The organism is Kangiella sp. HZ709 (genome assembly GCF_009674675.1).
Taxonomy (GTDB): Bacteria; Pseudomonadota; Gammaproteobacteria; order Enterobacterales; family Kangiellaceae; genus Kangiella.
In genome coordinates, this window is record NZ_WKJC01000001.1 from 129,793 (window position 1) to 156,158 (window position 26,366).

The window sequence follows — 26,366 nt, forward strand, 5'->3', positions numbered from 1 at the left end:
AGTTAGGTAAAAATTACGCATTTTCCAAAGCTGCTTGTCGGGCTAAACTTTTTGGATCACGTTTTAAGAACCAGTCTTTAGCATTGCCCATCATGATGTATAAACATGGGATCCACACTAAAGTAATTAAAGTCGCAAATACGATACCAAAACCTAAGGATACGGCCATAGGTATTACCAATTGAGCTTGCAAACTGGTTTCTAAAGTAATGGGTAACAATCCAAAGAATGTCGTTAATGAAGTCAAAACAATAGCTCTAAACCTTCTAGTACCTGCATTGATAGCAGCTTCCTTACGCGACATACCTTCTGCGCGACCACGATTAATGAAATCTACCATCAATAAGCTATCATTCACCACTACGCCGGATAGGGCGATGATACCAAATAGTGAGAACATACTCAGTGAAATGCCCATCAATAAATGCCCGACCATGGCGCCAATCATACCGAAAGGAATTGCTGACATTACTACTAGTGGCTTGATATATGATTTAAGTGGAATAGCCAGTAATATGAAAATTAACGCCATACCAATTAAAAATCCAGAAACGAGCTCATTAACTAACGTTTGCTGATTTTTACTTGGACCACCAGGAACCAATTTAACACTTGGATATTGTGCTAATAAACTGGGCAAGAACTCTGCTTTAATAGCAGCATCGATTTCATTTGAGGAAATCGGCGCTTCAGGGCTAACATCAGCAGACAAACGGTTCGCTCTTACACCGTCGATTCTAGAAATAGTTGAGAAGCCTTCAGAGATTTCGAAATTAGCAACATCACTGAAAGTAACGTAATCACCATCATTAGTTCTTACTGGCATACTTTCTAAATTGCCAATAGAACTCCGCTCTGAGAGAGGGTAGCGCACATAGACGCGTATTTCCTCGTTATCGCGTTGGAATCTTTGTGCTTCCGCACCAAAGAAAGCATTCCGTACTTGGCGCGATAAATCAGAAACAGTTAAACCGAGGTTTGTTGCTTCAGGCTTTAACTCGATAATGATTTCTTCTTTACCGCCAGATAGGCTATCGCTAATATCATAAACGCCTTCATAGGTAGCGAGTTTATTCTTAATCTCATCAGAAACCAATTTCAACTCATCCATGTTTTCACCAATTAAGCGATAACCAACGCCACCGCCACCAGGGCCGCCACCGCCACCAAAGCTTACTTCTTTAACGCCAGCCACTTGACCAATTTTGTCTCGCCACAAATCATTAATTTTAAATTGATTTATCGGCAAATTTTCTGATTTATGGAACTCAACCCACATAAAGGCAGCTGTGTTATTATTGGTCCATGAAATTGAGTGAGCTTTGATAGGCTTACCATACTCTTCTTGAACCTCTGCATCCAATTCGATTAATTTTGATTCCACAAACTCTACTGCTTCAATAGTTTTTTCAGCAGTGGAGCCTTCAGCCATCTGTATTTCTACAAAGGTGCCATCGTTAGGGATGCTAGGGAATAGTTCTGCTTTGACCCAGCCGCCGCCAATAAAGCCAAAAGTTGATATACAAAATAGGCACACAAAACTTAGAATAACTAGCCCTCGAACTTTGATTAATGACTCTAACTTTGGCTTATAAACATTTTCGATAAATCTTTTTAGAGAACTTGCTACTTTTCTTCGAATTCCAGTAAAAAATAATTTACCTTTTCTTAAAGTATCGTTTTTAGTTTCTTCTGGCTTAGTCAGTTTCATGTGAGCTAAGTGGGCAGGTAAAATCAATTTTGATTCAATTAGTGAAAAAATCAAACAAAACATAACCACTAAACCGATAGATGCCATGGCATTACTAAATGCGCCAGATACATTCATCATTGGATAGAAGGCTGCGATAGTGGTTAAAACACCAAAAGTTGCAGGTAAGGCTACTCGCCTAGCACCTTCAATAACACTATCTTTACTATGGCCTTTTTCTTCAATGCTAGCCCAGGAGCTTTCCGCAATAATAATGGCATCATCAACCACGATTCCCAGTACTAAGATAAAGGCAAAGAGGCTTATCATGTTTATTGTCATTGGGAAGCCTGGGTACAAGAGCATTAGGGTAAACGCACCTGCAAAACAAATTGGAATACCAATAGCTACCCAAAAAGCTAATTTAAACCTTAAAAATAATGCCAAAACAATGAAAACTAATGCTAAACCTGCAATCATGTTACCTTGCATTAACTCTAAACGGCCCTTCAGATAATAAGTGCCATCTCCCCAGGCATCAATGGCGATAGAGTCGGGCAAGTTAGGTCGCTTCTTATCTAAATAATCATAAACCGCAGCAGAAGTGGCTAGGTCGTCTGATTCTAAACTTGATTTTACGCGCAGATTAACCGCGTCTTTACCGTCAAATCTTGAGATAAATTGATACTCAGCAAATCCATCATCAATAGAAGCAACATCTGAGACTAATAATCGTGTTCCATCTGTTCTTGTAATTAACGGGATTTGGGCGAAGTCAAAGCCATTATAAGCTTGTTCTTTTGTTCGAACGAGAATATCGCCACCTTCGGTTTTGATCGTTCCGCTTGGCAAATCCAAAGAAGATAGACGGATGGCTTGCGCTACTTGATTGATAGTCAATCCGTATTCTCTAAGCTTTTGGTCAGTAACTTGAATACCCACTTCGTAGGGACGTACGCCATTAACTTCTACCGTGCTGATATCTTCTTTAGCAACTAGCTCATCTTTAATTTCGGTAGCAATTTCTTTTAACGTTCTTTCGTCGGCATCGCCATAGACACTTACCCACATTACATCTCTTTGGAATTTTCGCTCGTAAACAACTGGCCGCTCCGCAGAGTCTGGTAACTGTGGTACTACGGTGTCTACTTGGACTTTGACTTCGTCCATAACATCCGTAACCGCATACCCTTGCTTAATCTCAATGGTAATATTGGCAGAACCTTCTCGTGCGAATGAAGTTATCTTTTCAATACCATCGATTTCTTTAATGTTTTCTTCGATCTTGGTAACAATACCTTCTTCAACTTCTTGAGGTGCTGCGCCCGGATAGGCAACGCGCACAGAAATTGAGTTGGTAATTAAATCAGGAAAAACTTGTTGTCTTAAGTTTAAGATTCCAATGAAGCCAGCAATAAAAATTGCGCCCATTAATAGGTTTGCTGCAACAGAGTTGCGAGTAAACCAAGCGATAATTCCGGAATGTGTATCGTATTGTTTGACCATTCTTAGGCTCCTATTGGCTTACTGCAACTGAGTTATCATTTTCTGGTGTGGCTTCTTCTTCTTTTTTACTTTTCTCAGCTGCCTTTTCTGCTTCAGCGTCACTTACTCGCTTAACCAACATGCCATTGATAGGGTTTTCAATTGGGGTGATAATAATTTCTGCGCCATCAGTAATACCACCATTGACATAAATGATGTCTTTGTCACCTTTAACAATGTCTACTGTAATGATAGAAATTTTGCTTTCATCGGAAATTTGCAGTACTTGGTCCTTATTAATTAACGCTGAGCGTGGAAGCACGATTAAATTATCTTGCGTTATCCCCTCAATCTCTGCATTGACAAAAGTACCAAAACGTAACGGCGTTGAAGCGTTTTGTTTATTCGCTAAACCGTAAGGATCTTTTATTTCAGCAACTAAATAGGTTAAGCGATTATTTTCCTCTACTACACCTTCTGTTCGAACGACTTTTCCTTGCCATGCTTGAGGTTTGCCTGCATAAATTCCACTTAAAATCACGTTTGGGTAAGATGCTTCAATACCTTGCTGCGGCAACTGTAAAAAAGCTAATTCACGATCTGCAAGAGGTAATCTAACTTCTGCGGCTTCGGTGCCAAATAAATTAGCTACCGTAAATCCAACATTGACATACTGACCTAAATCAACTTGTTTGCTTTTAATTAAGGCGCTATAAGGTGCTTTTACATTGGTTCTTGATAAATCTCTTTGTGCACGCAAAAGATTGGCTTCAGCTGATTGGACGTTCGCTTTAGCTTGGTTAAGCTGAGGTACTCTAAGAACTAAGTCATTAGCTTTGCCTCGACCAATTTTTTCCCAATCTTTTCTAGCTTGATCCGAGCGAGCTTTTGCGTCTTGATAGCCTGCTTTAGCTTGAGCTAGCGATGCTTCCGCTGAGCGTAAGTTAGCAATGTAGTTCGCCTTATCAATAGTGAACAGTGTTTCACCTTGATTTACGAAGGCGCCAACTCTAAAGTTCTTGGATACGTCACTAACACGACCGCTAACTTCAGCGACAATATTACTGGTTAGCTTTGGCTTTACAGGCCCTTGGCTATCGACAGTAAACTGCTGAATATCAGACTGTACAATGAGTGTTTCAACTAAAGGAGTAGGTGGTAACTGTACTCTTTGTGGTGGTTTGGTTTTTGTAGCAATAGCAAAAACAATAAATGCTACTGTAAGACCGACAAACATTAAGCCAACTAAAATGCGCTTTGTCATATTCCTTCTCTCTTATATTTGAATCGATTTGTACACTTATGTAGCAATTATATAGGAGGCCTATCCGCTAACCTAATGTTATGTAATGACAAAAAGTTAGAAAATGTTTCAAAATTCACAATACTACATCTATACATTATTGCTTTTATTAAGGAATTTTATGTGAAAATTTAAGATCTTAGAGAATATTAAAATCGTATTGACAGGTTTTAAAGCCGTGCTAAAATGCGCGCCACTACTTTGAGTAGTTTTGTTAAAAGTAGGGGCTATAGCTCAGCTGGGAGAGCGCTACACTGGCAGTGTAGAGGTCAGCGGTTCGATCCCGCTTAGCTCCACCATTTTCATTATGCTTTGTTGAGTTAATCGTCTAAAGCAATAAATGATTTTAACAATGTCCCGTTCGTCTAGAGGCCTAGGACACCGCCCTTTCACGGCGGTAACAGGGGTTCGACTCCCCTACGGGATGCCAATTATAAAAGCCTGCTTTTTGCAGGCTTTTTTGTATCCAGTAGTTTTTTTATTAAGCTCAAGCGAGTAGGGCATGCAGAAGCCTTGTAAATTAGACACTACATTCTATTTACTTAAGCTATAAATCATTCGAATTCAATAACTCGAATACTTAAGCCGGGTTTTTCATGCTAAAGTTCGATTATCAGTAAATTCTTAATGTAAATGTTAACAATCATGCTAGAAAACATTATTAATCGCGTATCGTGCGGCCGATTAACAGCACCAGAACCTTCAGCCGAGCAATTAGAGTTATTATTTCAAGCCGCACTTAGAGCTCCGGATCACAAAGGTATTAAACCTTGGCAATACATTGTTTTTAGCGGAGAAGAGCAATTAAACCAACTAGCGGATTTATATCTGCAGGCTAGCTTATTAGTAGAACCTGACCTCGAGGAGAGTAAAAGAGTAAGGATTTTATCGCTGCCTCATCGAGCGCCAATGGTTATCGTCGCTGTAGCAAAAAGTCGCAACCATGAAAAAGTCCCGCATATTGAAGAGGTTTTATCTGCAGGAGCTGGAGTGCAAAACTTATTGTTAGGCGCCTATGATTTAGGATATGGCGCTTATTGGCGTTCAGGCCCTTTATGTTTCAATCCTCATCTAAAGACGCTCTTAGGGCTTGAACAAGAAGATACCATGGTTGGTTTTATATACTTGGGTACTCCATCGATAGCGCTAAAAGCAAAGCCAGTTCCAGAAGTAAAAGATTTTGTTAGGTTTGGTTTAGATTAATGATGCAAATGGTCGAGGTACCGTTTTGGTTGCTAGTCATTATTTTAGTACTAGCGCTTTTTTTAGTGCTTGACCGAATTTTACTGCCAAGCGTTCGTTGGTTTTTTCGTCGAAAGGTCAACAAAATCCTCCACGATGTCAGTGACAAACTTTCTATACAGATCCGCTCTTTCCAGTTGACCCGTAAGCAAGTATTAGTTGATCGTTTAGTGTTTGACGAGCAAGTTTTTCGTGCTATCCGTGACTATGCTGAAGAGAATGATATGCCCATGGAAGTAGCGCAAGAAAAAGCCTATCAATACGCCAAAGAAATAGTGCCTAAATTTAATGCTTATATGTATTTTAAATTCGGCCATTGGTTATCTAAATCTATCACTCGATTGATCTATAGGATGAAAGTAGGCTTTTACGATGATCATGAATTATCAAAAATTGATCCTAAATCGAGCGTAGTCTTTGTGATGAATCATCGCTCTAATATGGACTATGTGGTGGTTTCATTTTTAGTGATGAATCGTACTGCATTGTCGTATGCAGTAGGTGAATGGGCTAGAGTATGGCCATTAGCGCCTTTAATCCGCTCAATGGGTGCGTTTTTTGTGCGCAGAAACTCAAATAACCCCTTATATCGAAAAGTGCTAGAACGTTATGTTCATTATTCTACTCGAGCTGGGGTAAGTCAGGCGGTATATCCTGAAGGTGGTTTAAGCAAAGATGGATATTTAAAACAGCCTAAACTTGGGTTTATTGACTATTTATTGCGAGACTTTGACCCCTCTAAAGATCGTGACATTATTTTTATTCCGGTAGGGTTAAATTATGATCGCGTGGTAGAGGATAAAAGTTTAAATCGCAGTTTGGACAAACACCTACCTAAACAAAGCAAGTGGTTTGTCTTTAAAACCAGCAGTAAGTTTTTTTTGAAAACATTATTCACCAAAAGAAAAAAACGCTGGAAACGATTCGGTTATGCAGGTGTTAATTTTGCAAAACCAGTGTCTGCAAAAGCTTATTTTTCTAAACTTTCAGAGCCATTAAATCAGCTAACTACAGAGCAACGCAAAAGTGAAGTAAAGATATTTGGTAATGACATGATGCAAAAGGTTGCCAGTGTCATACCAGTATTGCCAGTACCATTAATTTCCTTGGTTTTAAAGAAAAATGATTACCGAGATATTAGTCGAGAACAATTGTTGGCTGCTTGTAATCAGAAGTTAGTCTATTTGAAGCAACAAGATGCGCCAGTAAAAATTGACGAAATTCGTTTTGACGGAATTCTAACTAAAACTTTAGAGTTACTGACTAATAGAAACCTGATCACCTATAAAGAAGGTGAAGTAAAAATTGCGGAATCAGCTAAGCCAATATTGGATTATTATGCAAATTCATTAGCTCATTGGTAAAGCAAATACTAAATCTTAATATCCATTTCAAAATAAGCGTGTATTGGACAAAAAGCTAAACCCTTAACGCAGTTTTTATCACATGATTTCCAGCGGCAGCTATCAAAAGATAATCCCCCATGATTATTGACCATCAATTGAACTCTAGTTTGCGTCATATCTAGCTTTAGCCACTCTTCTTTTGAATTCACTTTGACACACAAGCCAACTTGATTATTTTTAGCGATATCGATATGCCATAACTGTTTGCAATCAGAGCACTGATTTAAGGTGGCCCAGCGTTCTGGATCCCATTCAAGTTCATCTAAAGCCTTAAATGGATGGCTTTCATCGGTTCCTAGAATGATAGATTCTAATTGATTGCAATTACACATAGTTATTTTAGAGTTCTCTTCCGCCAGAAATTATTATATTTTTTATTTGCTCTACAATGGCTTTTTCTGCTTTCGGATCAAAGCCCTGAATACGAGGTGTATGTAAATGCCCAATGGCAATTTTAGAATTTAACTTACGAGCTAAATTGATACTGCGATAGGATATTTCGTTGGATAAATATCCGCCGCCAGAACCGGAGACTGAAGTTTTATCCAATAGTTCTTTCAAAGATTGCGCATCGAAAGTTTTATCAGTTGTAGAGACGGTCCGTCTATCATTCACTTTGTAAGGTGTTTTAATAGACTGCATTGCTTCGACTGGCAAACTAAATTCAACAAACTCTGGGCCTTGCAATGTGTTCTCTCCAACTTTTGGTACTAATGGATTGATTTTGGTAGCCCCGGTATAAACATTTAAATTATCTGGTGCTTCAGCTGATCGCCTAAGTGCAGGAAAGCGCTCTAGGTCAAAGTGATCTCTACCCATACTAATAGTGACGATCATATCTACAGCATTATTTGACAGGTAGGGTTCTAAAAAACGCTCCACTTCTCCATGATCGAAATCTGCAAAACGCACTGGAAAAATAGCGCTTTCAATTTGGATAAGCTCATCATCAATTTGATAAGTTTTTCCATCAAGCATTAGAGCGGCTAGACCAGAGGGGTTACTTTGCCCAATATTTCTATCAAGGAAAAAAGGATCAAAACCAGTAATAAGAATCTTCTTTGTAGCTTTGTCAGAAAAGTTTATATCATTTTGACCGCGGGAAGCTCTTTCCATTTCCCAAAAAATAGGCTCTTTAATATTAGATACTTGCTTGATAGCTGCTGATAATTTTAGCCTTGCCCAATAGAGACTCCTATCGTCATAAGTCGAACTGTTTGATTGAACATCTGCCACTGAGTTAAGCCATAAGTTATTGGCATAATTTAAAGACAGCTGAGACAGATCTTCTTTTGAAAGCTTTGAGGCGACCTGGTTAAAATTATTTAGCAATAAACTATACCGGCTGGCTGTTGCTTTCAAGGCTTGATTAGCTTTGTTAATTCGAGCTTCTTCAACATTTATCTCTGAAGCAGTTAATACAGCGCTTCGTAAAAGGATAATCAGTAATAATAGGTATCTTTTATATGTCATAACGATATGTTCGGGTGGGTTATTCCCTTATAAAGAATGCTAACATTGAATTGGTAGTGGCGAACAATAATCTTGTAGCTCAATCACCTGAGACGGCAGCTGATGTAGTTTATTAGAATGTTCATACTCATTTGAATAAATTGAGATGATTACATCATCACCTTCGTAAGTGCTTTGGTAAGTGGTGCTTTCAATTAAACCTTGTGAATATTTATAATTAATTTCTTGATAAGGATTTCTAGCTATATATTGATATTTAACAAGCTGATCTGCATCCCACTCATATGAAAATACCTCCAGAGGACTTGTCAATAATGAGTTTTCTACACGCTCTAATTGATTGAATTCATTATAGAAGTAATCAAGACTCCCTGCTAAAACAGTGTTTCCGCTTATAATCTCTTGAGAACTGCTTTTGATGAGGTTCCATGTGTTGTATTCATTATTCTTTTTAATTGTTTGATCTGGATAAACTTGTTCTTCAAAGGAGGGTAACCCATAATCATTATACAAAAAGCTAAAGGACAAAAGGGTTTGCATATCCTGAGTGTTTACTTTTATAGACGATCTAAGGCCTAGCGAATATTCTCTATCAGTTACTGTTTTATTTCCTTGGGTATCTTCTCTTACGCTCTGTACGATAAGGCCGTTTTCTATAGTATTGCGGGTAGAGGATGTTGGAGTAGTAGTGTCATTAGCAGAGAAAACATTTGTTTGTAAAATGTTTCCGTAAATATCATGATTGCTAATACTTTTCTGTAAGTTACTATCGGTAATGATAGTTTCGACTAAAATACCATTGGTGTATTTATACTCCGTACTATCTAAATCAGTCGATACTTTTGTTAACAAACCATTATCATATTCTCTATCGATAGTATAAGAAGTATTATCAACTTGGTCGCTAACTATAGTAGTTACTAAATTATCATCGGAATCATAAATATACTCATAGGTAGTATCATGATTATAATCAAACGTGTTTACCATATCTTTATACTGGTAAGTTTGTTTGTAGGTATTGAGAAGAGAATTTAACCAGCCTTGTTCTATATATTTATTCAGTACAGAAATATTATCTATCACAGGTGCTTCTATGCTATTAGTCGCTAAAATGTAAGCTGGGGGTTGTCTCATAAAGTAAGCAAACGTTGGAGCGCTAATAGCTAAAGTAGCAGGTAACTCAATTCCATCAGATAAATCTTGGTTGATATCTAAATGATAGAAGTGTGATAGGAGCTTAATCAGCTCACTTGTGCGTAATTCTTTTAATGATTTTGTATACTCTATTTCAGCGGATCCAAATTCTTCGATAGCCTCAAGTATTTGTATTTGAGTCAATGATTGTAAATCGAATAGTTGTGTGAGACTGATTTCTTCATCGGCTGAAAGCGTCGCTATCTCTAATCCCTGATAGCTGAATGTAATGTCGTCATTTGAGCGGAACTGGAAAAAACCATCAACTAAGGTTCCAGATAAATTACTAGAGGTATTATAAGTTAAGTTAGTTATAGGAAGACCAAATTTTCCTTGCTTTATAGTATTGGCTTCCGTATTGCTTGAGGAGCCACATGAAAGTAGTAAACCAAGGAAAAAAAGTACTGTTAGAGTTTTCATGAATCCTCCATTGTTTTTTTTAAAGTAACTTATAATAAACCGACCTGTGTATAGGCAGAAAAGTTACGCTTAACTTAAAAGCCTTCCCATAGCTTTGACTTTTTCTCATCGTACTCAGGGTTGTCGCGCTTTTCATTGATTTGCGCATACTTGTCTTTTTCAGCTTGGCGCGATTTTGAATCAGGTTTTATTTCTTCATCAAGTTGTTTTAAAAACTGAGTGATCTCGCTGGTGTGGTTGCTTTTACTCATAATGTTTGAAAAATTATTTACTATTATTTAAGCATATAAAAAAAGAGCCGCTGATGCGACTCTTTTAAATGTTTTAGCTTTATAACTTATCTGTCTTAGAACTTAACGTTATTAGGTACTCGTGGGAATGGAATAACGTCACGGATATTTTGTACGCCAGTAACATAAGATACACAGCGATCAAAGCCTAAACCAAATCCTGCGTGAGGGACGGTGCCATAACGACGCAAGTCGCGATACCACCAGTAATGCTCTTTAGGTAAACCCATTTCATCAATGCGGGCGTCTAACACATCTAAACGCTCCTCACGTTGCGAACCGCCAATGATTTCACCTATACCGGGGGCTAAAACATCCATTGCAGCGACGGTTTTTCCGTCGTCGTTCATACGCATGTAGAAAGCTTTAATATCTTTAGGGTAATCGGTGACAACGGTAGGGCGCCCTACGTATTCTTCGGCAATGAAACGTTCGTGCTCAGATTGGAGATCAATTCCCCATTTAACGTCGAATTCGAATTTTTTGTTTGATTTCTCTAAGGTAGAAATGACGTCGGTATAGGTCATGCGCTCGAAATTATTGTTGATAACGTTCTCTAAACGGTTAATACAGTCTTTATCAACCCGCTGTTGGAAGAAAGCCATATCATCGCCACACTCGTCTAAAACGGCTTTAAAAATATAACGCATCATTGCTTCTGCCAAATCCGCATCTTGAGACAAATCAGCAAAGGCAATCTCTGGTTCAACCATCCAAAATTCTGCTAGATGACGACTGGTATTTGAGTTTTCTGCGCGGAAGGTAGGGCCAAAGGTATAAACCTTAGACATAGCCATACAATAACTTTCAACGTTTAATTGGCCTGAAACTGTTAAAAAGGATTCCTGGCCAAAGAAATCTTTAGAATAATCAATTTCACCTTTATCGGTCATTGGTAAGTTGGTTTGATCCAAAGTGCTCACGCGGAACATTTCACCAGCGCCTTCGGCATCCGAAGCAGTGATGATGGGTGTGTGGATCCAGTTAAAACCGTTTTCATGCATAAAACGATGAATCGCCTGTGCCAGACAATTACGAACACGGGTAACGGCACCAATAAGGTTAGTGCGAGGGCGTAAATGGGCATGTTTACGTAAATGTTCAACAGTGTGCGGCTTCATTGGCATTGGGTAGGTATCAGGATCGTCGACCCAACCTAAAACTTCTACTGCAGTAGCTTGAATTTCAAAAGTCTGCCCTTTACCTTGTGAAGGAACTAAAGTACCGGTTACGCGAACAGAGCAACCAGTGGTCAATTTAGTGACTTCAGACTCATAATTATTAACATTATTATCGACCACTGCTTGGATTGGATTAAAGCAGCTACCATCGTGAATATTGACAAAGGAAAGACCAGCTTTCGAGTCACGACGAGTACGTACCCAACCTTGAACGGTGACTTCTTCACCTTCGGCAGGTTTGCCCGCAAGGGCGTCGACAATAGAAACTAACATTAGATATATCTCTTAAGTTATTGATTGTAAATGAAATAGAGTGCTAAAACTTTATTTTACCTTCGAGCTTTAGTCTAAGATTAATCGCTTTTTTCTGATCATCAGAAAAAGTATGCCAATTTAAAACTTCATCAAAACTTCTACCGCATCCACGACAAACCTCATCACCTAAAACGGTACTGCAGGTGCCAATACAGGGTGAATCAGTGGGTTTGCGCTCACGAGTCTTAGGAGTAATTTTAAATTTATTGGACAAGCCAAAACCTCAGGCTAACGCTATCAAGCAAAACAACGCCGTATGTTACCGCGAGAGTCCTTTTATGGCTAGTGGTATTAAGAATAAAACTACACAATATAGTGTGTAAATCAAAGGGAAACATTTGTGTAATAAAGCGTTGTTTTTACCGTCTAGCTTGGATACATTAGCCCAATGAAGGAAAAGAATTTTAGCCATGTTTGAATTAGACCAGTCACAGATCCAAGAGTATCAAAAAGATAAACCAGAATATTATCGTCAGTTGGCTATGCAGCTTGAGTCACTGCTATCGGAAGATACTAACTGGGTGACCAACTTATCGCAGACGTCGGCTTTTGTGTATCAAATGCTGCCAGACTTGAATTGGGTCGGCTTTTACTTAGTTAACTCAAAAGATCCTAATGCGCTGATTCTTGGCCCTTATCAAGGAAAGGTGGCTTGCGTACACATTCCTTTTGGACGAGGAGTGTGTGGTACCGCAGCTGAAACACTCGAACCCCAATTGGTTGCCGACGTACATGCTTTTGATGGCCATATTGCTTGTGATGGCGATACCAATAGTGAAGTTGTGATTCCTATGATGGCTAATGGCAAGATAGCAGGGGTATTCGATATTGATAGTCCAGTACATAATCGTTTTGATCAAGAGGATGCAGATGGATTGACTGTATTACTGAAAACTCTTCTTGCTAGCACCGAATTTTGAATTTTGTAGTTAAGCAGATCCTTTGCTACTGATTTTAAAGTGATTGCATGAGTTTTAAGAAGGTATCAAGTAAGGATTTTGATTCTCTACGCTCTAAAGGGTTGTTTGATACTGATAGCGCGCGTAACCAATCTATCCAACCCAATAAGGAAATGAAAGCAAACCTTCGCTATTTAAGGTTGTATTTAAATATTCTATTCTTGCCTGCTTTTGAGTTTATTAAGTGGTATCTTTTTAAAGGCTTTTTACTTAAAGGAATTGATGGTTTTGTTTTTGCTGTCCAGCAGTCGTATTCAAAATTCCTAATACAGGCAAAATCTTTTGAGTATTTTTACGCAGAACCTATTGATGTTAATCGTTTTAGCAAAGCGGATACTTCAATCAAAAGCTCTCATCTCAGTATTTATATGATTGTTAAAAATGAAGAGCAAACGATCGAAACTGCATTAAGTACCACTTTGTGGGCTGATGAGGTTGTGGTTGTAGACTCAGGCAGTAGTGATTCCACAGTAGACAAAGCAAAAGAGCTTGGCGCTACCGTATTATTTAATGCTTGGCAGGGTTTTCCACATCAAAAGCAATATGCATTAGAGCAATGCCATAATGACTGGGTATACAGTATGGATGCAGATGAATGGATTACTTTAGACCTGCAGTCTGAAATAATCAAAACTATGCAGCAGGATCAGTACACGTCATTACGATGTCTTAGAAATGATTTGTTTATGGGTAAACCCTTATCTGGCCTGTGTAAGTTGCCGCATAATAATAGGCTGTTTATTCGAAATTCAGGTAAGTATGATCTAACTGAACTATCTCATGAAAACCCTAAGGTACATGGCAGAGAAAGGAAAACTTCAGCTTTTTTCTACCATACTGGTTATAACCAAATTACTAAATTAGTGGATAAACTTTCACTTTATGCAAACCTAAAAGCTAAAGAGCGGCACTTGGCTAACAAAAAATATAGTAAGCTGAAGATTATTATTAAGTTCCCAGTCATGCTGCTTAAAAATTTAATAATTAATCGATACATTGTTATGGGTATGAGAGGCTTTGTTTTCTCTGCTATCTACGCTTACTATGCTTTTCAAAAAGAATACATGCTTTTTGAAAACTATTTTACTAATCGAGATTAAACCATGCTTAGACCTTTCCATTTAGCAATACCAGTACACGATTTAGAGCTTGCTAGAAGTTTTTATGGTCTAGTTTTAGATTTTGAAGAGGGACGATCAAGTGATCATTGGATTGATTACAATTTTTATGGTCATCAGTTAGTCGTTCACTTTGATGAGAATATGAAACTTAATACTGATAAATCGATAAATGCAGTGGATGGGCATAATGTCCCAGTGCCTCACTTTGGAGTAGTTTTGGATATGTCAAATTGGCAACTGCTTGCGGATAAATTAAAAGAAAAGGGTGTTGAGTTTGTTATCGAGCCTTATATTCGCTTTAAAGGTAAGGCAGGCGAACAAGCCACTATGTTTTTTTATGACCCGTCTGGTAATGCGTTAGAATTTAAGGGCTTTAATGATTTAAGTGGTTTGTTTGAGAAATAGTTTATTCTGAGCAAGCTTGGGTTATTTCTTTTTTATAGAACTTGGAATCTAAAGTGAAATAATACATCAAATATTTATAGTCATAATCCAAATAAAATTCTTTTTGGCACTCAACTTCTGACCCAAAAGGAATTTGGAGTAATATCGTAGAAGGAGAGTTGTAAGGGGTCTCGCCACCTATTCTAAGCCCTCCATTATAAAAAAGTTGAATTCCATTTAAGTCAGCATCAGTTATTTCATTAAGATTAGGTACTGCGAAATTTTTTCCATCAAAATTAAAGTCTAGTATTTCTATATTTCCAGTATCTAAATTCTTTTTAATGTGAAAGCTGTAATACTTGATATTTTCTAACTCAATATACCCTTCATATTTGATTTCACTTCTTGTCAGCGGTGTTGTTATGCTGGCAGTAATGCTAGGTGAAATAAAGAGACATAACATGAGGAAAAAATACTTCACGACTACTTCCCAAAACTCATAGCATCAATCACTTCTTTTGGTAACTCTGGTAAAGCCGATCGGGGTATTAAAAAAGTGGTGATATTCATTAAATCTCTAAAGAACTTATTGTTCATGGTGGTTTGACGTAAGTAGTCATGGCCAGACGATCCGCCAGTACCGATTTTGTTACCAATCATCCGCATCACCATATCCACATGGCGTGAGCGCCAGAGAGTAAAGTTTACATCTAACTCGACTAACGCTTGCAGAAGACGGAATGGGGCGGTTAACATCGGCTGTTCACGATAAAGATTAATAAAAATTGCGCTAAGGGTAGCTTCTTGACTCATTCTAAAAACACCTTGCTGCTTCATTTCTTGATATTTTTCTTTATCAAATAATGCGGCAAAGTTTGCCCGAGTATTATTTAAATCATTCAGTTGAAAACGCTTTTCGCCATCGGATAAATAATCCGCTTCTTTGAGTGTTTCTTCATCGTGGTCGAGCATGCTTTTTACAGAGGCTTGATATTGTTCCCAAAAATTAAAGTCGCCAAATTCTAAAAATGGCATTCTAGCCAGCCAGTTTTCCACCGCGTCATATAAACTAGGAGCTTCTTCCAGTGCCATAAGGTGAGTGCGATCCACTTCATTTAAACGGCTATAAAAAGATTCTTTATCGAAATTAATTCTAAATTCTGATTTCAAACCAAGAATAATTTCAATTTCCTTAAATTGAATCGACTGAAAACCCGAGGCTGGAATTAGATAATCTCTAAAGTCTAAAAAGTCGAGAGGGGTCATTGTTTCCAGAATATCAATTTGGTCGACCATGACTTCTTGAATTTTATGGATACGCTCTAAGCGCAGGTTAATGGTACTTAATTCTTTTTCAGGAACAGATCTTTGTGATAGCACAGGAAGTATCGCGTTTACTTCGTGTAAAATTTGTTTAAACCATAGTTCATAGGCTTGATGCACCATGATAAAAAGCATTTCATCGTGCGCCTCTTTACCATACTTTTTACTTTCTGGATGTTGCGCATCTAACAGTTTGTCCAGCTGTAAATATTCACTGTAATAGCATGGTTTTATGTTTTTTTGCATTCTATTGTTCCATAAATGGTGGCCATTAAAAAAGGAGTGTTATTGCTAACGCTCCTTTTTGATTATAGACATTTAGAAAAAATAATGTCAGCAGAAATTTCGTATAAGCTTATATTTATTAACGAGTCACTCTTTTAGCAAAGCTATCTAAGCATTGCTGTCCCTTCGAATTCAATTTGGATTTTTCATGCATTGAATATGCACTGTCCATGGTTTTTGCATGGTACTCAAAACCGAAGAAATATTGTTTAGTAAAATTGAAACCGTTTGAGTAGGCTTTACATGTATAGAATATAAAGTCAGGTGTTAGATACACGGGTAAATCCTGGTTTACTATAGTTGAAATTCCAATAAGCCATTCTTTCACAGGTTCTTGAGCATGATTTTTAATTTTTCCAATCGACTGTAATTGATTTAAATCCTTATTATTATTGATGCCGTAAAATTTTTTAATAACAGCAGAGTAATACAGATCAAACACTTCTGAGCTATTATTATGCTTTGCCGCATAGCTAATCTTATTATTCCCTCTAAGTCTGGTTGCTTCTGTGTCTGAAGTTCCAAGATGTTGACCGTTAACGTATATCGACTTCAGATTTTTTTTGAATTGATTTTCTAAAAGTAAAGATCTAAACAATGCTATATGGTTTAAACCGTCCAGCTCTAAGGCTTTCCGGTAGTGGTTCTGAGCACGGTTATAATCAGAAGTATCTTTAGCATCTTTTAAAATACTAGGTGCCCAGTAAGCTGCTACGTTTAAATATTTATAATCGTAGGTAATGGCCAAGAGAGTGTGCTGTCTAGAGTTTAAAGGCTTAACTTTTAAAAGTGCTTTCTGCGCATCGGCAAAAAGGCCTTTAAAAAATAACTCTTCACCATCCTGAGGGTCAGCGAATACTTTTGTAGATATTAAAGCTAGTAGTGAAGTTATAATTAAAGCCAAATTTTTCATGTGTAAAACGCTCCTTTATTAAAAAAGGAGCATTTAAGCTCCTTTAATATAGTAAACAATTTCGCTTACCTTTTCGAAATTTCCACATAATCCCTTGCAGTTTCGCCTGTGTACAACTGGCGAGGACGACCAATCTTACGATTAGGTTCACCAATCATTTCATTCCACTGAGATACCCAGCCTACGGTTCTTGCTAAAGCAAAGATTACAGTGAACATATTCGTTGGAATGCCGATTGCATCTAAGATAACACCAGAGTAGAAATCAACATTAGGATACAGTTTCTTTTCAACGAAATAAGGATCTTCTAATGCAATTTTTTCTAGCTCTAATGCAACCTTGAAAGTTGGATCGTCATGCTTACCTAGTAACTCTAGAACTTGATATGCCGAATCGCGCATCACTTTTGCACGCGGATCGAAGTTTTTGTAGACGCGGTGACCGAAGCCCATTAAACGGAATGGATCAGATTTGTCTTTGGCGCGAGCAATAAATTCTGGAATACGCTCTACATCACCAATTTCACGTAGCATGTTCAAGCAGGCTTCGTTGGCACCGCCGTGTGCTGGTCCCCATAAGCAAGCAATACCTGAAGCAATCGCAGCGAAAGGGTTAGCTCCTGAAGAGCCTGCTAAACGTACTGTTGAAGTTGAAGCATTTTGCTCGTGATCGGCATGCAAAGTGAAAATCTTATCCATTGCATCTACTAAAATTGGATCCGGCTCCCAGTCCATAGTTGGCTGACTGAACATCATGTTTAGGAAGTTCCAAGCTAAGCTTTTGTCATTATTCGGATAAACGAAAGGGTGTCCCACTGTATAGCGGTAGCACATAGCCGCAATCGTCGGAACCTTAGCGATTAAACGCATTGCGCTAATTTCACGATGTTGTGGGTCGTTAATGTCCAAAGAATCATGATAGAAAGCAGAAAGAGCGCCAACTACAGCGATCATAATCGCCATCGGGTGCGCATCACGACGGAAACCATTAAAGAAGTTCATCATTTGCTGATGAACCATGGTGTGGTTATTTATTTTAGCCACAAACGCATCGTATTCTTCTTGGTTAGGTAGTTCGCCATTTAGCAGTAAATAAGCCACTTCTTCGAAAGTCGCTTCATCGGCTAACTGCTCGATTGGGTAGCCTCTGTACAATAATTGGCCTTTGCCACCGTCGATAAAAGTGATCTTAGATTCACAAGCACCTGTTGAAACGTAACCAGGGTCATACGTGAAATAGCCTGCTTTTCCTAAAGCGCGGACGTCGATAACGTCTTTTCCCATAGTAGGGCTTAAAACATTTAAATCTAACGTTTCGCCATTGGGAAGGCTTAGTTTTGCTGTTTTATCCGACATGAAGTCTCCTTAGACTTTATTGAATACAGAAATTTATTTCCTAGATAGCCGTTCATTCTACAAAATTTTCATGACTTTTCTAAGACATTTTTATAACAACCGTTTGAAATAAGTTAAATTGTTGGCTTTTTAAACAGCATTGGATGCTTTTTATTCAAGAATGCTACAGCTTTTATTTTTTAAAAGCTTTTATAGCGATTTGTTTGTAATCAGCATCAAGCACTTATATAATTCTCTGCCTATCAGTTTGTATCACTGGGGACGTCTTCCAAACTGCATTTATTAGGTCGAAAATGCAATAATTTCAATGGCACATATTGTTTTAACCATTGAGAGACTTAAGGTTTGAAGACATCTTTTTGTAACGCCACCGACCTGGGCATAAAAATAGATACTAATCGTGAAGCATAACAGACCTAAAAACTTGAATCTTATGACAGTAAGATTCCCTGTGACGGCAATCTCTTCGATTTTGCACCGCATCACAGGCGTTATTCTATTCATCGCAATACCTATTCTTCTTTGGGCTTTGCAAAAATCATTCAACCCGGCAGGTTTTGCAGAATTACAAACCAGTCTTAACGACAATTTCATTTGTCAGTTTGTATTTTGGGCAATCTTGACCGCTTTAGCATTCCACATTATTGCTGGTGTTCGTCACTTGTTAATGGATGCTGGTATTGGTGAGTCATTAGAAGGCGGTAAACGCGGCGCTTGGATAGTGTTAATCCTATCTGCAATTGTCGCAGTCGCATTAGGAGTGTGGGTATGGTAGCAACAGTCACTAGTTTAGGTCGTTCAGGCTTACACGATTGGATTATCCAACGTTTGTCAGCAGTAATTATGTTGGCTTATACGTTGTATTTAACGTATTTCGTCATTAGTACCGGTGATGTGACAGCTGCTGCATGGCAAGCTTTGTTTGCAACCACCTTTATGAAAGTTTTTTCACTATTAGCCTTAGGTTCAATAGTGATGCATGCTTGGATTGGTTTATGGATTGTGTCTACTGACTATATGCCTAAACTAGCTATCCGAATGGCTTTCCAAGCGTTTGTGATTATTATGTGTCTTGCCTTGATGATTTGGGGCATTCAAATTTTGTGGAGCATTTAATTAATGTCTATTCCAACTTATACATTTGATGCCGTAATCGTAGGTGGCGGTGGCGCAGGTATGCGTGCTTCGCTACAGCTGGCAAAAAGCGGTCAAAAGGTCGCTTTAATTTCAAAAGTTTTCCCAACTCGTTCGCACACAGTATCAGCTCAAGGTGGTATTACTGTTGCACTAGGTAACAGTCATGATGACGATTGGCGCTGGCATATGTTTGATACCGTTAAAGGTTCAGATTATATCGGTGATCAGGATGCGATCGAATATATGTGTGAAAATGGTCCTGCAGCTATATATGAGCTTGAGCATATGGGCTTACCATTTTCTCGTTTAGATAATGGCAAAATCTACCAAAGACCTTTTGGCGGTCAATCTAAAGATTTTGGTGGTGAGCAGGCAGCTCGTACTGCAGCTGCGGCCGATAGAACAGGACATGCTTTATTACACACTTTATACCAAGCGAACTTAGCGGCTAACACTCAGTTCTTTAATGAGTGGTATGCAATGGACTTGGTTCGTAACGAAGATGGCGACGTTTGTGGTGTCACAGCTATGTCGATTGAAACTGGCGAAATTGCTATGTTTAAATCGCGTGCGACAGTATTTGCCACAGGTGGAGCTGGTCGTATATATGCTTCAACGACTAATGCATTAATTAACACTGGAGACGGTGTTGGTATGGCATTGCGCGCAGGTCTGCCGGTTCAAGATATGGAAATGTGGCAGTTCCACCCAACGGGTATTGCTGGCGCAGGCGTATTAGTAACCGAAGGTTGTCGTGGTGAAGGTGGTTATCTGATCAATAAAGATGGCGAGCGTTTTATGGAGCGTTATGCACCGAATGCTAAAGATTTAGCATCGCGTGACGTAGTTGCTCGTTCTATGACAAAAGAAATTTTAGCGGGTAATGGTTGTGGACCTAATGGCGACCATGTGATGCTAAAGCTTGATCATTTAGGTGAAGAAGTTCTTAACAAACGTTTACCTGGCATTTTAGAGTTGGCTCGTACTTTCGGGCATGTTGATCCGACCAAGGAACCCATTCCAGTAGTACCAACTTGTCACTATATGATGGGTGGTATTCCGACCAATAAACATGGTCAAGTGATTGACCGTAACCCTGATGGTAGTGAGAATATCGTTAAAGGCTTCTATGCGGTTGGTGAAATTGCTTGTGTATCAGTGCACGGTGCAAATCGTCTTGGTGGTAACTCGCTATTAGACTTAGTCGTATTTGGTCGCGCAGCAGGTATGCACATAGAAGAGTCTTTACGTGAAGGTCTAACTTTCTCAGAATTATCAGAAAGTGATGCAGATAATGCGATGAAGCGTTACAACCGTTGGGATCAGTCTTCAGCAGAAGATAAAGGTGCTGTTGACCCAGTAGAGCTTCGTAAAGAGCTACAGACAGTAATGCAAAATCACTTTGGTGTATTCCGCACCGGTGATTTAATGAAAGTGGGCTTGGCTAAAATTAAAGAGCTTCGTGAGCGTCTTAAGCATGGCTACCTTAAAGATAAGTCTAAAGCCTTTAATACTGAACGTATTGAATGCTTAGAGTTAGAGAATTTAATGGAAGTGGCTTATGCAACTGCGATGTCTGCTGAATATCGAACAGAATCTCGTGGTGCACATTCACGTGAAGATTATTTAGATCGTGATGATGAAAACTGGTTAGTACACTCAGTTTATTACCCTGAAACAGAAGAAATGGGTAAGCGCGACGTTAATATGCAACCAGAAAAAGTTGATGCTTTCCCGCCGAAAGCACGTACTTATTAATTCTCCATAAAAGAGAACGGAGAAATAAATTATGAAATTTAGTATTTATCGCTATAACCCTGAGACTGACAAGAAGCCTTACATGCAAGAGTTTGATCTGGAGGTGCCAGAAGGCTCTGACATGATGTTACTTGATGCTATGTTATTGCTAAAAGATCAAGACGCAACTTTATCTTTCCGTCGTTCTTGTCGTGAAGGTGTTTGTGGATCTGACGGTATGAGCATTAATGGCAAAAATGGTCTAGCTTGTATTACACCACTTTCTAGTCTGAAAACGCCGATCGTTGTTCGCCCCTTACCTGGCTTACCAGTAGTGCGCGACCTAGTCGTTGATATGACTCAGTTCTATAAGCAGTATGAAAAAATTAAGCCTTATTTAATTACCAATGATGAGCCACCTGCAAAAGAGCGCCTTCAATCACCAGAAGAGCGCGCAAAGTTAGACGGTTTATATGAATGTATCTTGTGTGCTTGTTGTTCAACTTCATGTCCATCATTCTGGTGGAACCCAGATAAATTCGTGGGTCCTTCTGGCTTGTTGCAGGCTTATCGTTTCTTAATCGATAGTCGTGACACCGAAACCGATGAGCGTTTAGCGGATTTAGATGATGCCTACAGCGTATTCCGTTGTCGTGGCATTATGAACTGTGTCGATGTCTGCCCTAAGGGGTTAAACCCTACTCAGGCTATTGGACATATTCGTTCTATGCTGCTTAAGCGCGGGGTATAATTTAAAGGATTTAGTCTCCTTTAAAGTGGTTTTATACAATTTTACAGCGAGCTAAGCTGTATATTTTGTAAAATACCATTCAGAACAAAGAGTTAATACCCGAACTTAAAGAAGCCCTTTTATAATTAAAAGGGCTTTTACTGTGTTAAGACGGGCAAAAATTAGTTATCATATGCGACTTGGATTCTCTGAGGCAAAATGCTTAGCCTAATTCAGAGAGCTTAAACGATAAAAAGGTAAAACCTTAAAATGAAAAATGGGTTAGAGGCGATGTTCGAGAGCGCCTACCTGTCAGGTGGAAGCGCGGCCTATTTAGAAGAATTGTACGAACAGTACTTAGCAGATCCTCAATCAGTTGATGCTGATTGGCGAGCTAAATTCGACGAATACTCGAAGGTCAACCAGAAAAAGGAAGTGGGGCATGGAGCAATTCGTGAGCATTTCCGTCAAATCGGTTTAAACCGTCAGAAAATAGCATTCTCTCAAGGGTCGGGTTCATTAGCGGCTGATCCCAAGCAAGTTAAGGTTTTACACCTAATCGAGTCTTATCGTGCTCGTGGTCACCACCATGCTGAAATTGATCCGCTAGGCATGTGGCAACATCCTTATCCTACCGATTTATCGCTTGAAAGCTTCGAGCTTTCTGATTCAGATCTAAATACGAAGTTCTCAGTCGGTAATCTTGCAGGGCCAGATGAACAGCCTCTATCGGAAATCTTAGAGCGATTAAAAACTACCTATTCAAGTTCAATCGGCGCAGAATTCTTACACATGAATTCGCTTGAAGAACGCCGCTGGATCCAGGAAAAATTAGAAGCGGTTAATGCTTCGCATGCTTTCAGAAAGGAAACCCAAGAAAAGATTCTTGAAGGTTTGTCGGCTGCTGAAGGCCTAGAGAAATATTTAGGCGCAAAATTCCCAGGAGCTAAACGCTTTTCGCTAGAAGGTGGTGATAGCTTAGTACCAATGATGCGCGACATGATCAATCAAGCAGGTGTCGCCGGAACTAAAGAAATTGTTATCGGTATGGCTCACCGGGGCCGTCTGAATGTTCTAGTTAATGTCATGGGCAAAAATCCAAGCATCTTATTTAATGAATTTGCTGGTAATGGCGATGTGGTGGGGACCTCGGGTGATGTTAAATACCACATGGGCTATTCATCAGATGTAGAAACCGAAGGTGGCCCAGTACATTTGGCATTGGCGTTCAATCCATCGCATTTGGAAATTGTTAGCCCTGTAGTTATTGGTTCAGTACGTGCTCGTCAAGAGCGTCGCAAAGATGATAGCCATCAGCAAGTTTTACCAGTATTGATTCATGGCGATTCTGCCTTTACCGGTCAAGGCGTTGTGATGGAGACATTTAATATGTCTCAAGCTCGCGGTTTTGAGGTGGGCGGCTCCGTTCATATTGTTATCAATAACCAAGTTGGCTTTACCACCTCTAAACCAACCGATGTTCGTTCAACAGCCTACTGTACTGATGTTGCGAAAATGGTGGAAGCTCCTATTTTCCACGTCAATGGTGATGATCCTGAAGCTGTATTATTCGTAACTCGCTTGGCATTAGAGTTTAGAAATAAATTCAAAAAAGACGTGGTGATTGATTTAGTTTGTTACCGTCGACATGGCCACAATGAAGCGGATGAGCCGAATGCCACTCAGCCGTTGATGTATCAAAAAATTAAGAAGCATCCAACACCACGTAAACTTTATGAAGATAGTTTGATTTCGCGTGGCGTCTTTGAAGCTGTCCAAGCTAAAGCGGTTTTAGATGGTTATAGAAATTCATTGGATAATGGTGAAAGCACGGTTAAAAATCTATTACCCGTGCAAGAAAGTGAATTCAATGTTGATTGGTCACCGTATTTTGACCAAACTTGGCAGTCGCCAGCGAATACCAATATTACAAAGAAAGATTTTAAGCAATTAGCAGAGCGTATTTGTTACTACCCTGAAGATCATCCTTTGCAGTCTCGAGTTAAGAAACTGATGGGCGATCGCAAAAAGATGGCTTCTGGTGAAGTTGCTATGGACTGGGGTTTCGCTGAAACCATGGCTTACGCGGGCTTATTAAACGATGGCTACGAAGTTCGTTTATGTGGTCAAGATTCTGGTCGCGGAACTTTCTTCCATCGCCATGCTGTGTTACACGACCAAAATGATGCCGAAGTTTATGTTCCATTGCAGAACATTAAAGAAGAACAGCCAAAGTTTGAAGTAATCGATTCTGTCTTATCTGAAGAAGCCGTGCTTGCTTTTGAATATGGTTACTCTTCAAATGAGCCGCGTTCGATGGTTATTTGGGAAGCACAGTTTGGTGACTTTGTGAATGGTGCGCAGGTCGTTATTGATCAATTTATTAGTTCTGGTGAACAAAAGTGGGCAAGGCTTTCTGGACTTTCTATGTTCTTGCCGCACGGTTATGAAGGCCAAGGTCCAGAACACAGTTCAGCACGTTTAGAGCGTTTCTTGCAGTTGGCTGCTGAACATAATATTCAAGTATTGGTTCCATCAACTCCGGCGCAAGCATTCCATATGATCCGTCGTCAGATGATTCGCCCTTTGCGCAAGCCGTTGATTGTGATGACACCTAAAAGCTTATTGAGACATAAGCTGGCAGTTTCTGATATTAGCGATTTGACTGATGGTAAATTCCATAATGCGATTCCAGAAGTAGATGCACTTGAGGCTAAAAAAGTTACTCGTATAGTGATGTGTTCTGGTAAAGTTTATTACGATTTGTTAGAAAAGCGTCGTGAAGAAAAATTAGAAAATGTAGCTATCATCCGTATCGAGCAGTTGTATCCATTCCCGCATGAGGAAGTTGAGGCTATCTTAGCTCAATACAAGAATGCTAAAGAGTTTATTTGGTGTCAAGAAGAACCAAAAAATCAAGGTGCCTGGTATTGTACTCGCCATAATTTAGATGATGCGGTGATGAAAATCGATACTCAGTACCGAGTATTGTTTGCTGGCCGAACAGCGTCGGCAGCTCCAGCGGTGGGTTATGCTGGATTACATAATGAACAACAAGCACAGCTCGTCAATGACGCGCTTGGCTTATAATAGATTAATTTTAATTTAAGAGAAATAGGTTAGGACAATGGGTATTGAAATCAAAGTTCCTGTGTTACCTGAATCGGTTGCCGATGCAACGATTGCTACTTGGCACGTACAACCAGGTGAAGCAGTTTCGCGCGATCAAAACTTAGTGGATATTGAAACCGATAAAGTGGTTTTAGAAGTGGTTGCGCCAGAAGATGGTTCAATCTCTGAAATTATAAAGCAAGAAGGCGATACGGTTTTGCAAGAAGAATTGATTGCAAATTTTGTTGCTGGTGCAGCTGCAGCTGCAGCTCCTGCCACAAAAGAAGCGCCGAAAGCAGAGGCCACTCCAGCCGTTGAGGCTGCTCCAGTTGCAGCTGCTGATTTGGATGTGTTATCTCCAGCGGTACGTCGCTTGGTTGCAGAGCACAATTTAGATCCTAAGCAAATTCCAGCCTCTGGTAAGCGTTTATCTAAAGAAGATGTCGAAGCTTTTATTAAAAATGGTAAAGCAAGTGGCGCGAAAGCAGCTCCTGTTACTAGCGGTTCTGCACCTTTAGCAGCTGGTCTACGAGAAGAAAAGCGTGTGCCAATGACTCGTCTTCGTAAGCGTATTGCTGAGCGTTTATTAGAAGCACAGCACAGCGCAGCTATTTTAACGACCTTCAATGATGTCAATATGAAGGAAGTGGTTGAATTACGTGCTCGTTATAAAGAACAATTTGAAAAAGTACATGGCACTCGTCTAGGTTTCATGTCTTTCTTCGTGAAAGCTACCGTTGAAGCACTAAAACGCTTCCCAGATGTTAATGCATCCATAGATGGCGATGATATTGTTTATCATGGTTATTATGATGTAGGGGTTGCGGTATCTTCACCTCGTGGTTTGGTAGTACCCATTTTACGTGATGCAGATACTATGTCTTTGGCCGAAATAGAAGCGAAAATTCGTGAGTTTGGGGCTAAAGCTCGTGATAACAAGTTAACCGTTGAAGATATGACCGGCGGAACTTTTACTATCTCTAATGGCGGTGTGTTTGGCTCATTAATGGCAACTCCAATTATTAATCCTCCACAGTCTGCAATTTTAGGCATGAACCGTATGGAAGATCGTCCAGTGGTTGTTAATGGCGAAATCGTGATCCGTCCTATGATGAATGTGGCGTTATCTTATGATCATAGAATTATTGATGGTCGTGAGTCAGTTGGTTTCTTAAAAACCATTAAAGAGTTTATAGAAGATCCTGCACGTCTTTTATTAGACCTATAGGATAAGTATTTGATTTATGATGCCGAACATTAGTTCGGCATTTTGTGTTTTAGTATTTTAGTTTTTTTAATTTTAGATTTA

General features: G+C 39.3%; 23 protein-coding genes and 2 tRNA genes. 13 read left to right on the top strand and 12 right to left on the bottom strand.

Annotated features, from left to right (window positions below):
- Positions 1–13: 13 nt before the first annotated feature.
- Complete coding sequence (locus GJS41_RS00655) at positions 14–3,196, bottom strand: efflux RND transporter permease subunit (RefSeq protein WP_154245421.1); 3,183 nt, start codon at positions 3,194–3,196, stop codon at positions 14–16.
- Positions 3,197–3,206: 10 nt separating this feature from the next.
- Complete coding sequence (locus tag GJS41_RS00660; RefSeq protein ID WP_154245422.1) at positions 3,207–4,439, bottom strand: efflux RND transporter periplasmic adaptor subunit; 1,233 nt, start codon at positions 4,437–4,439, stop codon at positions 3,207–3,209.
- 262 nt (positions 4,440–4,701) lie between these two features.
- On the opposite strand from GJS41_RS00660, the gene GJS41_RS00665 reads away from it, so the two are divergent.
- From GJS41_RS00665 to GJS41_RS00680, 4 genes are all read left to right on the top strand, one after another.
- Positions 4,702–4,777 (top strand) — tRNA-Ala (locus GJS41_RS00665).
- 55 nt (positions 4,778–4,832) lie between these two features.
- Positions 4,833–4,908: transfer RNA gene (locus GJS41_RS00670), tRNA-Glu, on the top strand.
- 215 nt (positions 4,909–5,123) lie between these two features.
- Positions 5,124–5,681, top strand: a complete 558-nt coding sequence (locus tag GJS41_RS00675; RefSeq protein WP_154245423.1) for a nitroreductase — start codon at positions 5,124–5,126, stop codon at positions 5,679–5,681.
- Complete coding sequence (locus GJS41_RS00680; protein WP_154245424.1) at positions 5,681–7,084, top strand: 1-acyl-sn-glycerol-3-phosphate acyltransferase; 1,404 nt, start codon at positions 5,681–5,683, stop codon at positions 7,082–7,084. Before GJS41_RS00675 ends, GJS41_RS00680 begins: the two co-directional genes overlap by 1 nt.
- An 8-nt stretch (positions 7,085–7,092) precedes the next feature.
- Here the strand turns inward: GJS41_RS00680 and GJS41_RS00685 are convergent, their stop codons facing one another.
- From GJS41_RS00685 to GJS41_RS00705, 6 genes are all read right to left on the bottom strand, one after another.
- Positions 7,093–7,458, bottom strand: a complete 366-nt coding sequence (locus tag GJS41_RS00685) for a metal-binding protein (protein WP_154245425.1) — start codon at positions 7,456–7,458, stop codon at positions 7,093–7,095.
- A 7-nt stretch (positions 7,459–7,465) separates the two neighbouring features.
- On the bottom strand, positions 7,466–8,599 hold the full coding sequence (locus GJS41_RS00690) for a hypothetical protein (protein WP_154245426.1): 1,134 nt from the start codon (positions 8,597–8,599) through the stop codon (positions 7,466–7,468).
- 39 nt (positions 8,600–8,638) lie between these two features.
- Complete coding sequence (locus GJS41_RS00695; RefSeq protein WP_154245427.1) at positions 8,639–10,216, bottom strand: hypothetical protein; 1,578 nt, start codon at positions 10,214–10,216, stop codon at positions 8,639–8,641.
- A gap of 74 nt (positions 10,217–10,290) precedes the next feature.
- Positions 10,291–10,467 (bottom strand): CBU_0585 family protein, encoded by a 177-nt coding sequence (locus GJS41_RS11380; RefSeq protein WP_195758307.1) that lies wholly within the window; start codon positions 10,465–10,467, stop codon positions 10,291–10,293.
- Positions 10,468–10,562: 95 nt separating this feature from the next.
- Entirely contained in the window at positions 10,563–11,960 is a 1,398-nt protein-coding gene (gene asnS / locus GJS41_RS00700; RefSeq protein WP_154245428.1) for an asparagine--tRNA ligase, read from the bottom strand.
- 43 nt (positions 11,961–12,003) lie between these two features.
- A complete protein-coding gene (locus tag GJS41_RS00705; RefSeq protein WP_154245429.1) occupies positions 12,004–12,216 on the bottom strand; it encodes a DUF1289 domain-containing protein in 213 nt (70 codons plus the stop codon).
- Between the two features lie 196 nt (positions 12,217–12,412).
- Here GJS41_RS00705 and GJS41_RS00710 point away from each other — a divergent pair, with 196 nt between their 5' ends.
- The 3 genes from GJS41_RS00710 to GJS41_RS00720 are packed head-to-tail and all read left to right on the top strand — an operon-like array spanning position 12,413 to position 14,487.
- The gene (locus GJS41_RS00710; protein WP_154245430.1) at positions 12,413–12,922 is read left to right on the top strand and encodes a GAF domain-containing protein; all 510 of its coding nucleotides are present in this window, start codon (positions 12,413–12,415) and stop codon (positions 12,920–12,922) included.
- 47 nt (positions 12,923–12,969) lie between these two features.
- On the top strand, positions 12,970–14,061 hold the full coding sequence (locus tag GJS41_RS00715) for a glycosyltransferase family 2 protein (protein ID WP_154245431.1): 1,092 nt from the start codon (positions 12,970–12,972) through the stop codon (positions 14,059–14,061).
- A 3-nt stretch (positions 14,062–14,064) separates the two neighbouring features.
- The gene (locus GJS41_RS00720; RefSeq protein WP_154245432.1) at positions 14,065–14,487 is read left to right on the top strand and encodes a VOC family protein; all 423 of its coding nucleotides are present in this window, start codon (positions 14,065–14,067) and stop codon (positions 14,485–14,487) included.
- Between the two features lies 1 nt (position 14,488).
- Here GJS41_RS00720 and GJS41_RS00725 read toward each other — a convergent pair whose 3' ends face one another.
- From GJS41_RS00725 to gltA, 4 genes are all read right to left on the bottom strand, one after another.
- Positions 14,489–14,947, bottom strand: coding sequence for a hypothetical protein (locus tag GJS41_RS00725; protein WP_154245433.1), 459 nt, complete (start codon positions 14,945–14,947; stop codon positions 14,489–14,491).
- A 2-nt stretch (positions 14,948–14,949) separates the two neighbouring features.
- Entirely contained in the window at positions 14,950–16,035 is a 1,086-nt protein-coding gene (locus tag GJS41_RS00730; protein WP_154245434.1) for a tryptophan 2,3-dioxygenase family protein, read from the bottom strand.
- 118 nt (positions 16,036–16,153) lie between these two features.
- Positions 16,154–16,987, bottom strand: a complete 834-nt coding sequence (locus tag GJS41_RS00735) for a hypothetical protein (protein WP_154245435.1) — start codon at positions 16,985–16,987, stop codon at positions 16,154–16,156.
- Between the two features lie 65 nt (positions 16,988–17,052).
- The gene (gene gltA, locus GJS41_RS00740; RefSeq protein WP_154245436.1) at positions 17,053–18,342 is read right to left on the bottom strand and encodes a citrate synthase; all 1,290 of its coding nucleotides are present in this window, start codon (positions 18,340–18,342) and stop codon (positions 17,053–17,055) included.
- A gap of 400 nt (positions 18,343–18,742) precedes the next feature.
- Here gltA and sdhC point away from each other — a divergent pair, with 400 nt between their 5' ends.
- From sdhC to odhB, 6 genes are all read left to right on the top strand, one after another.
- Positions 18,743–19,117 carry a succinate dehydrogenase, cytochrome b556 subunit gene (gene sdhC / locus GJS41_RS00745; protein ID WP_370515586.1) on the top strand — a complete coding sequence of 125 codons (375 nt, stop codon included), beginning with the start codon at positions 18,743–18,745 and terminating at the stop codon, positions 19,115–19,117.
- Positions 19,111–19,458 carry a succinate dehydrogenase, hydrophobic membrane anchor protein gene (gene sdhD / locus GJS41_RS00750; protein WP_154245438.1) on the top strand — a complete coding sequence of 116 codons (348 nt, stop codon included), beginning with the start codon at positions 19,111–19,113 and terminating at the stop codon, positions 19,456–19,458. Before sdhC ends, sdhD begins: the two co-directional genes overlap by 7 nt.
- Positions 19,459–19,461: 3 nt before the next feature.
- The gene (gene sdhA, locus GJS41_RS00755; RefSeq protein WP_154245439.1) at positions 19,462–21,237 is read left to right on the top strand and encodes a succinate dehydrogenase flavoprotein subunit; all 1,776 of its coding nucleotides are present in this window, start codon (positions 19,462–19,464) and stop codon (positions 21,235–21,237) included.
- A 31-nt stretch (positions 21,238–21,268) separates the two neighbouring features.
- Positions 21,269–21,967: a succinate dehydrogenase iron-sulfur subunit gene (locus GJS41_RS00760; RefSeq protein ID WP_154245440.1), complete on the top strand. Its 699-nt coding sequence runs from the start codon at positions 21,269–21,271 to the stop codon at positions 21,965–21,967.
- A gap of 249 nt (positions 21,968–22,216) precedes the next feature.
- On the top strand, positions 22,217–25,036 hold the full coding sequence (locus tag GJS41_RS00765) for a 2-oxoglutarate dehydrogenase E1 component (RefSeq protein WP_154245441.1): 2,820 nt from the start codon (positions 22,217–22,219) through the stop codon (positions 25,034–25,036).
- Between the two features lie 37 nt (positions 25,037–25,073).
- A complete protein-coding gene (gene odhB, locus GJS41_RS00770; protein ID WP_154245442.1) occupies positions 25,074–26,285 on the top strand; it encodes a 2-oxoglutarate dehydrogenase complex dihydrolipoyllysine-residue succinyltransferase in 1,212 nt (403 codons plus the stop codon).
- The last annotated feature ends 81 nt before the right edge of the window (positions 26,286–26,366 follow it).

Excerpts from the sequence above, each read along its gene's own strand:
- GJS41_RS00655 (WP_154245421.1), bottom strand. The coding sequence starts at position 3,196 with ATGGTCAAACAATACGATACACATTCCGGAATTATCGCTTGGTTTACT.
- GJS41_RS00660 (WP_154245422.1), bottom strand. The coding sequence starts at position 4,439 with ATGACAAAGCGCATTTTAGTTGGCTTAATGTTTGTCGGTCTTACAGTA.
- GJS41_RS00675 (WP_154245423.1), top strand. The coding sequence starts at position 5,124 with ATGCTAGAAAACATTATTAATCGCGTATCGTGCGGCCGATTAACAGCA.
- GJS41_RS00680 (WP_154245424.1), top strand. The coding sequence starts at position 5,681 with ATGATGCAAATGGTCGAGGTACCGTTTTGGTTGCTAGTCATTATTTTA.
- GJS41_RS00685 (WP_154245425.1), bottom strand. The coding sequence starts at position 7,458 with ATGTGTAATTGCAATCAATTAGAATCTATCATTCTAGGAACCGATGAA.
- GJS41_RS00690 (WP_154245426.1), bottom strand. The coding sequence starts at position 8,599 with ATGACATATAAAAGATACCTATTATTACTGATTATCCTTTTACGAAGC.
- GJS41_RS00695 (WP_154245427.1), bottom strand. The coding sequence starts at position 10,216 with ATGAAAACTCTAACAGTACTTTTTTTCCTTGGTTTACTACTTTCATGT.
- GJS41_RS11380 (WP_195758307.1), bottom strand. The coding sequence starts at position 10,467 with ATGAGTAAAAGCAACCACACCAGCGAGATCACTCAGTTTTTAAAACAA.
- asnS (WP_154245428.1), bottom strand. The coding sequence starts at position 11,960 with ATGTTAGTTTCTATTGTCGACGCCCTTGCGGGCAAACCTGCCGAAGGT.
- GJS41_RS00710 (WP_154245430.1), top strand. The coding sequence starts at position 12,413 with ATGTTTGAATTAGACCAGTCACAGATCCAAGAGTATCAAAAAGATAAA.
- GJS41_RS00715 (WP_154245431.1), top strand. The coding sequence starts at position 12,970 with ATGAGTTTTAAGAAGGTATCAAGTAAGGATTTTGATTCTCTACGCTCT.
- GJS41_RS00720 (WP_154245432.1), top strand. The coding sequence starts at position 14,065 with ATGCTTAGACCTTTCCATTTAGCAATACCAGTACACGATTTAGAGCTT.
- GJS41_RS00730 (WP_154245434.1), bottom strand. The coding sequence starts at position 16,035 with ATGCAAAAAAACATAAAACCATGCTATTACAGTGAATATTTACAGCTG.
- GJS41_RS00735 (WP_154245435.1), bottom strand. The coding sequence starts at position 16,987 with ATGAAAAATTTGGCTTTAATTATAACTTCACTACTAGCTTTAATATCT.
- gltA (WP_154245436.1), bottom strand. The coding sequence starts at position 18,342 with ATGTCGGATAAAACAGCAAAACTAAGCCTTCCCAATGGCGAAACGTTA.
- sdhD (WP_154245438.1), top strand. The coding sequence starts at position 19,111 with ATGGTAGCAACAGTCACTAGTTTAGGTCGTTCAGGCTTACACGATTGG.
- sdhA (WP_154245439.1), top strand. The coding sequence starts at position 19,462 with ATGTCTATTCCAACTTATACATTTGATGCCGTAATCGTAGGTGGCGGT.
- GJS41_RS00760 (WP_154245440.1), top strand. The coding sequence starts at position 21,269 with ATGAAATTTAGTATTTATCGCTATAACCCTGAGACTGACAAGAAGCCT.
- GJS41_RS00765 (WP_154245441.1), top strand. The coding sequence starts at position 22,217 with ATGAAAAATGGGTTAGAGGCGATGTTCGAGAGCGCCTACCTGTCAGGT.
- odhB (WP_154245442.1), top strand. The coding sequence starts at position 25,074 with ATGGGTATTGAAATCAAAGTTCCTGTGTTACCTGAATCGGTTGCCGAT.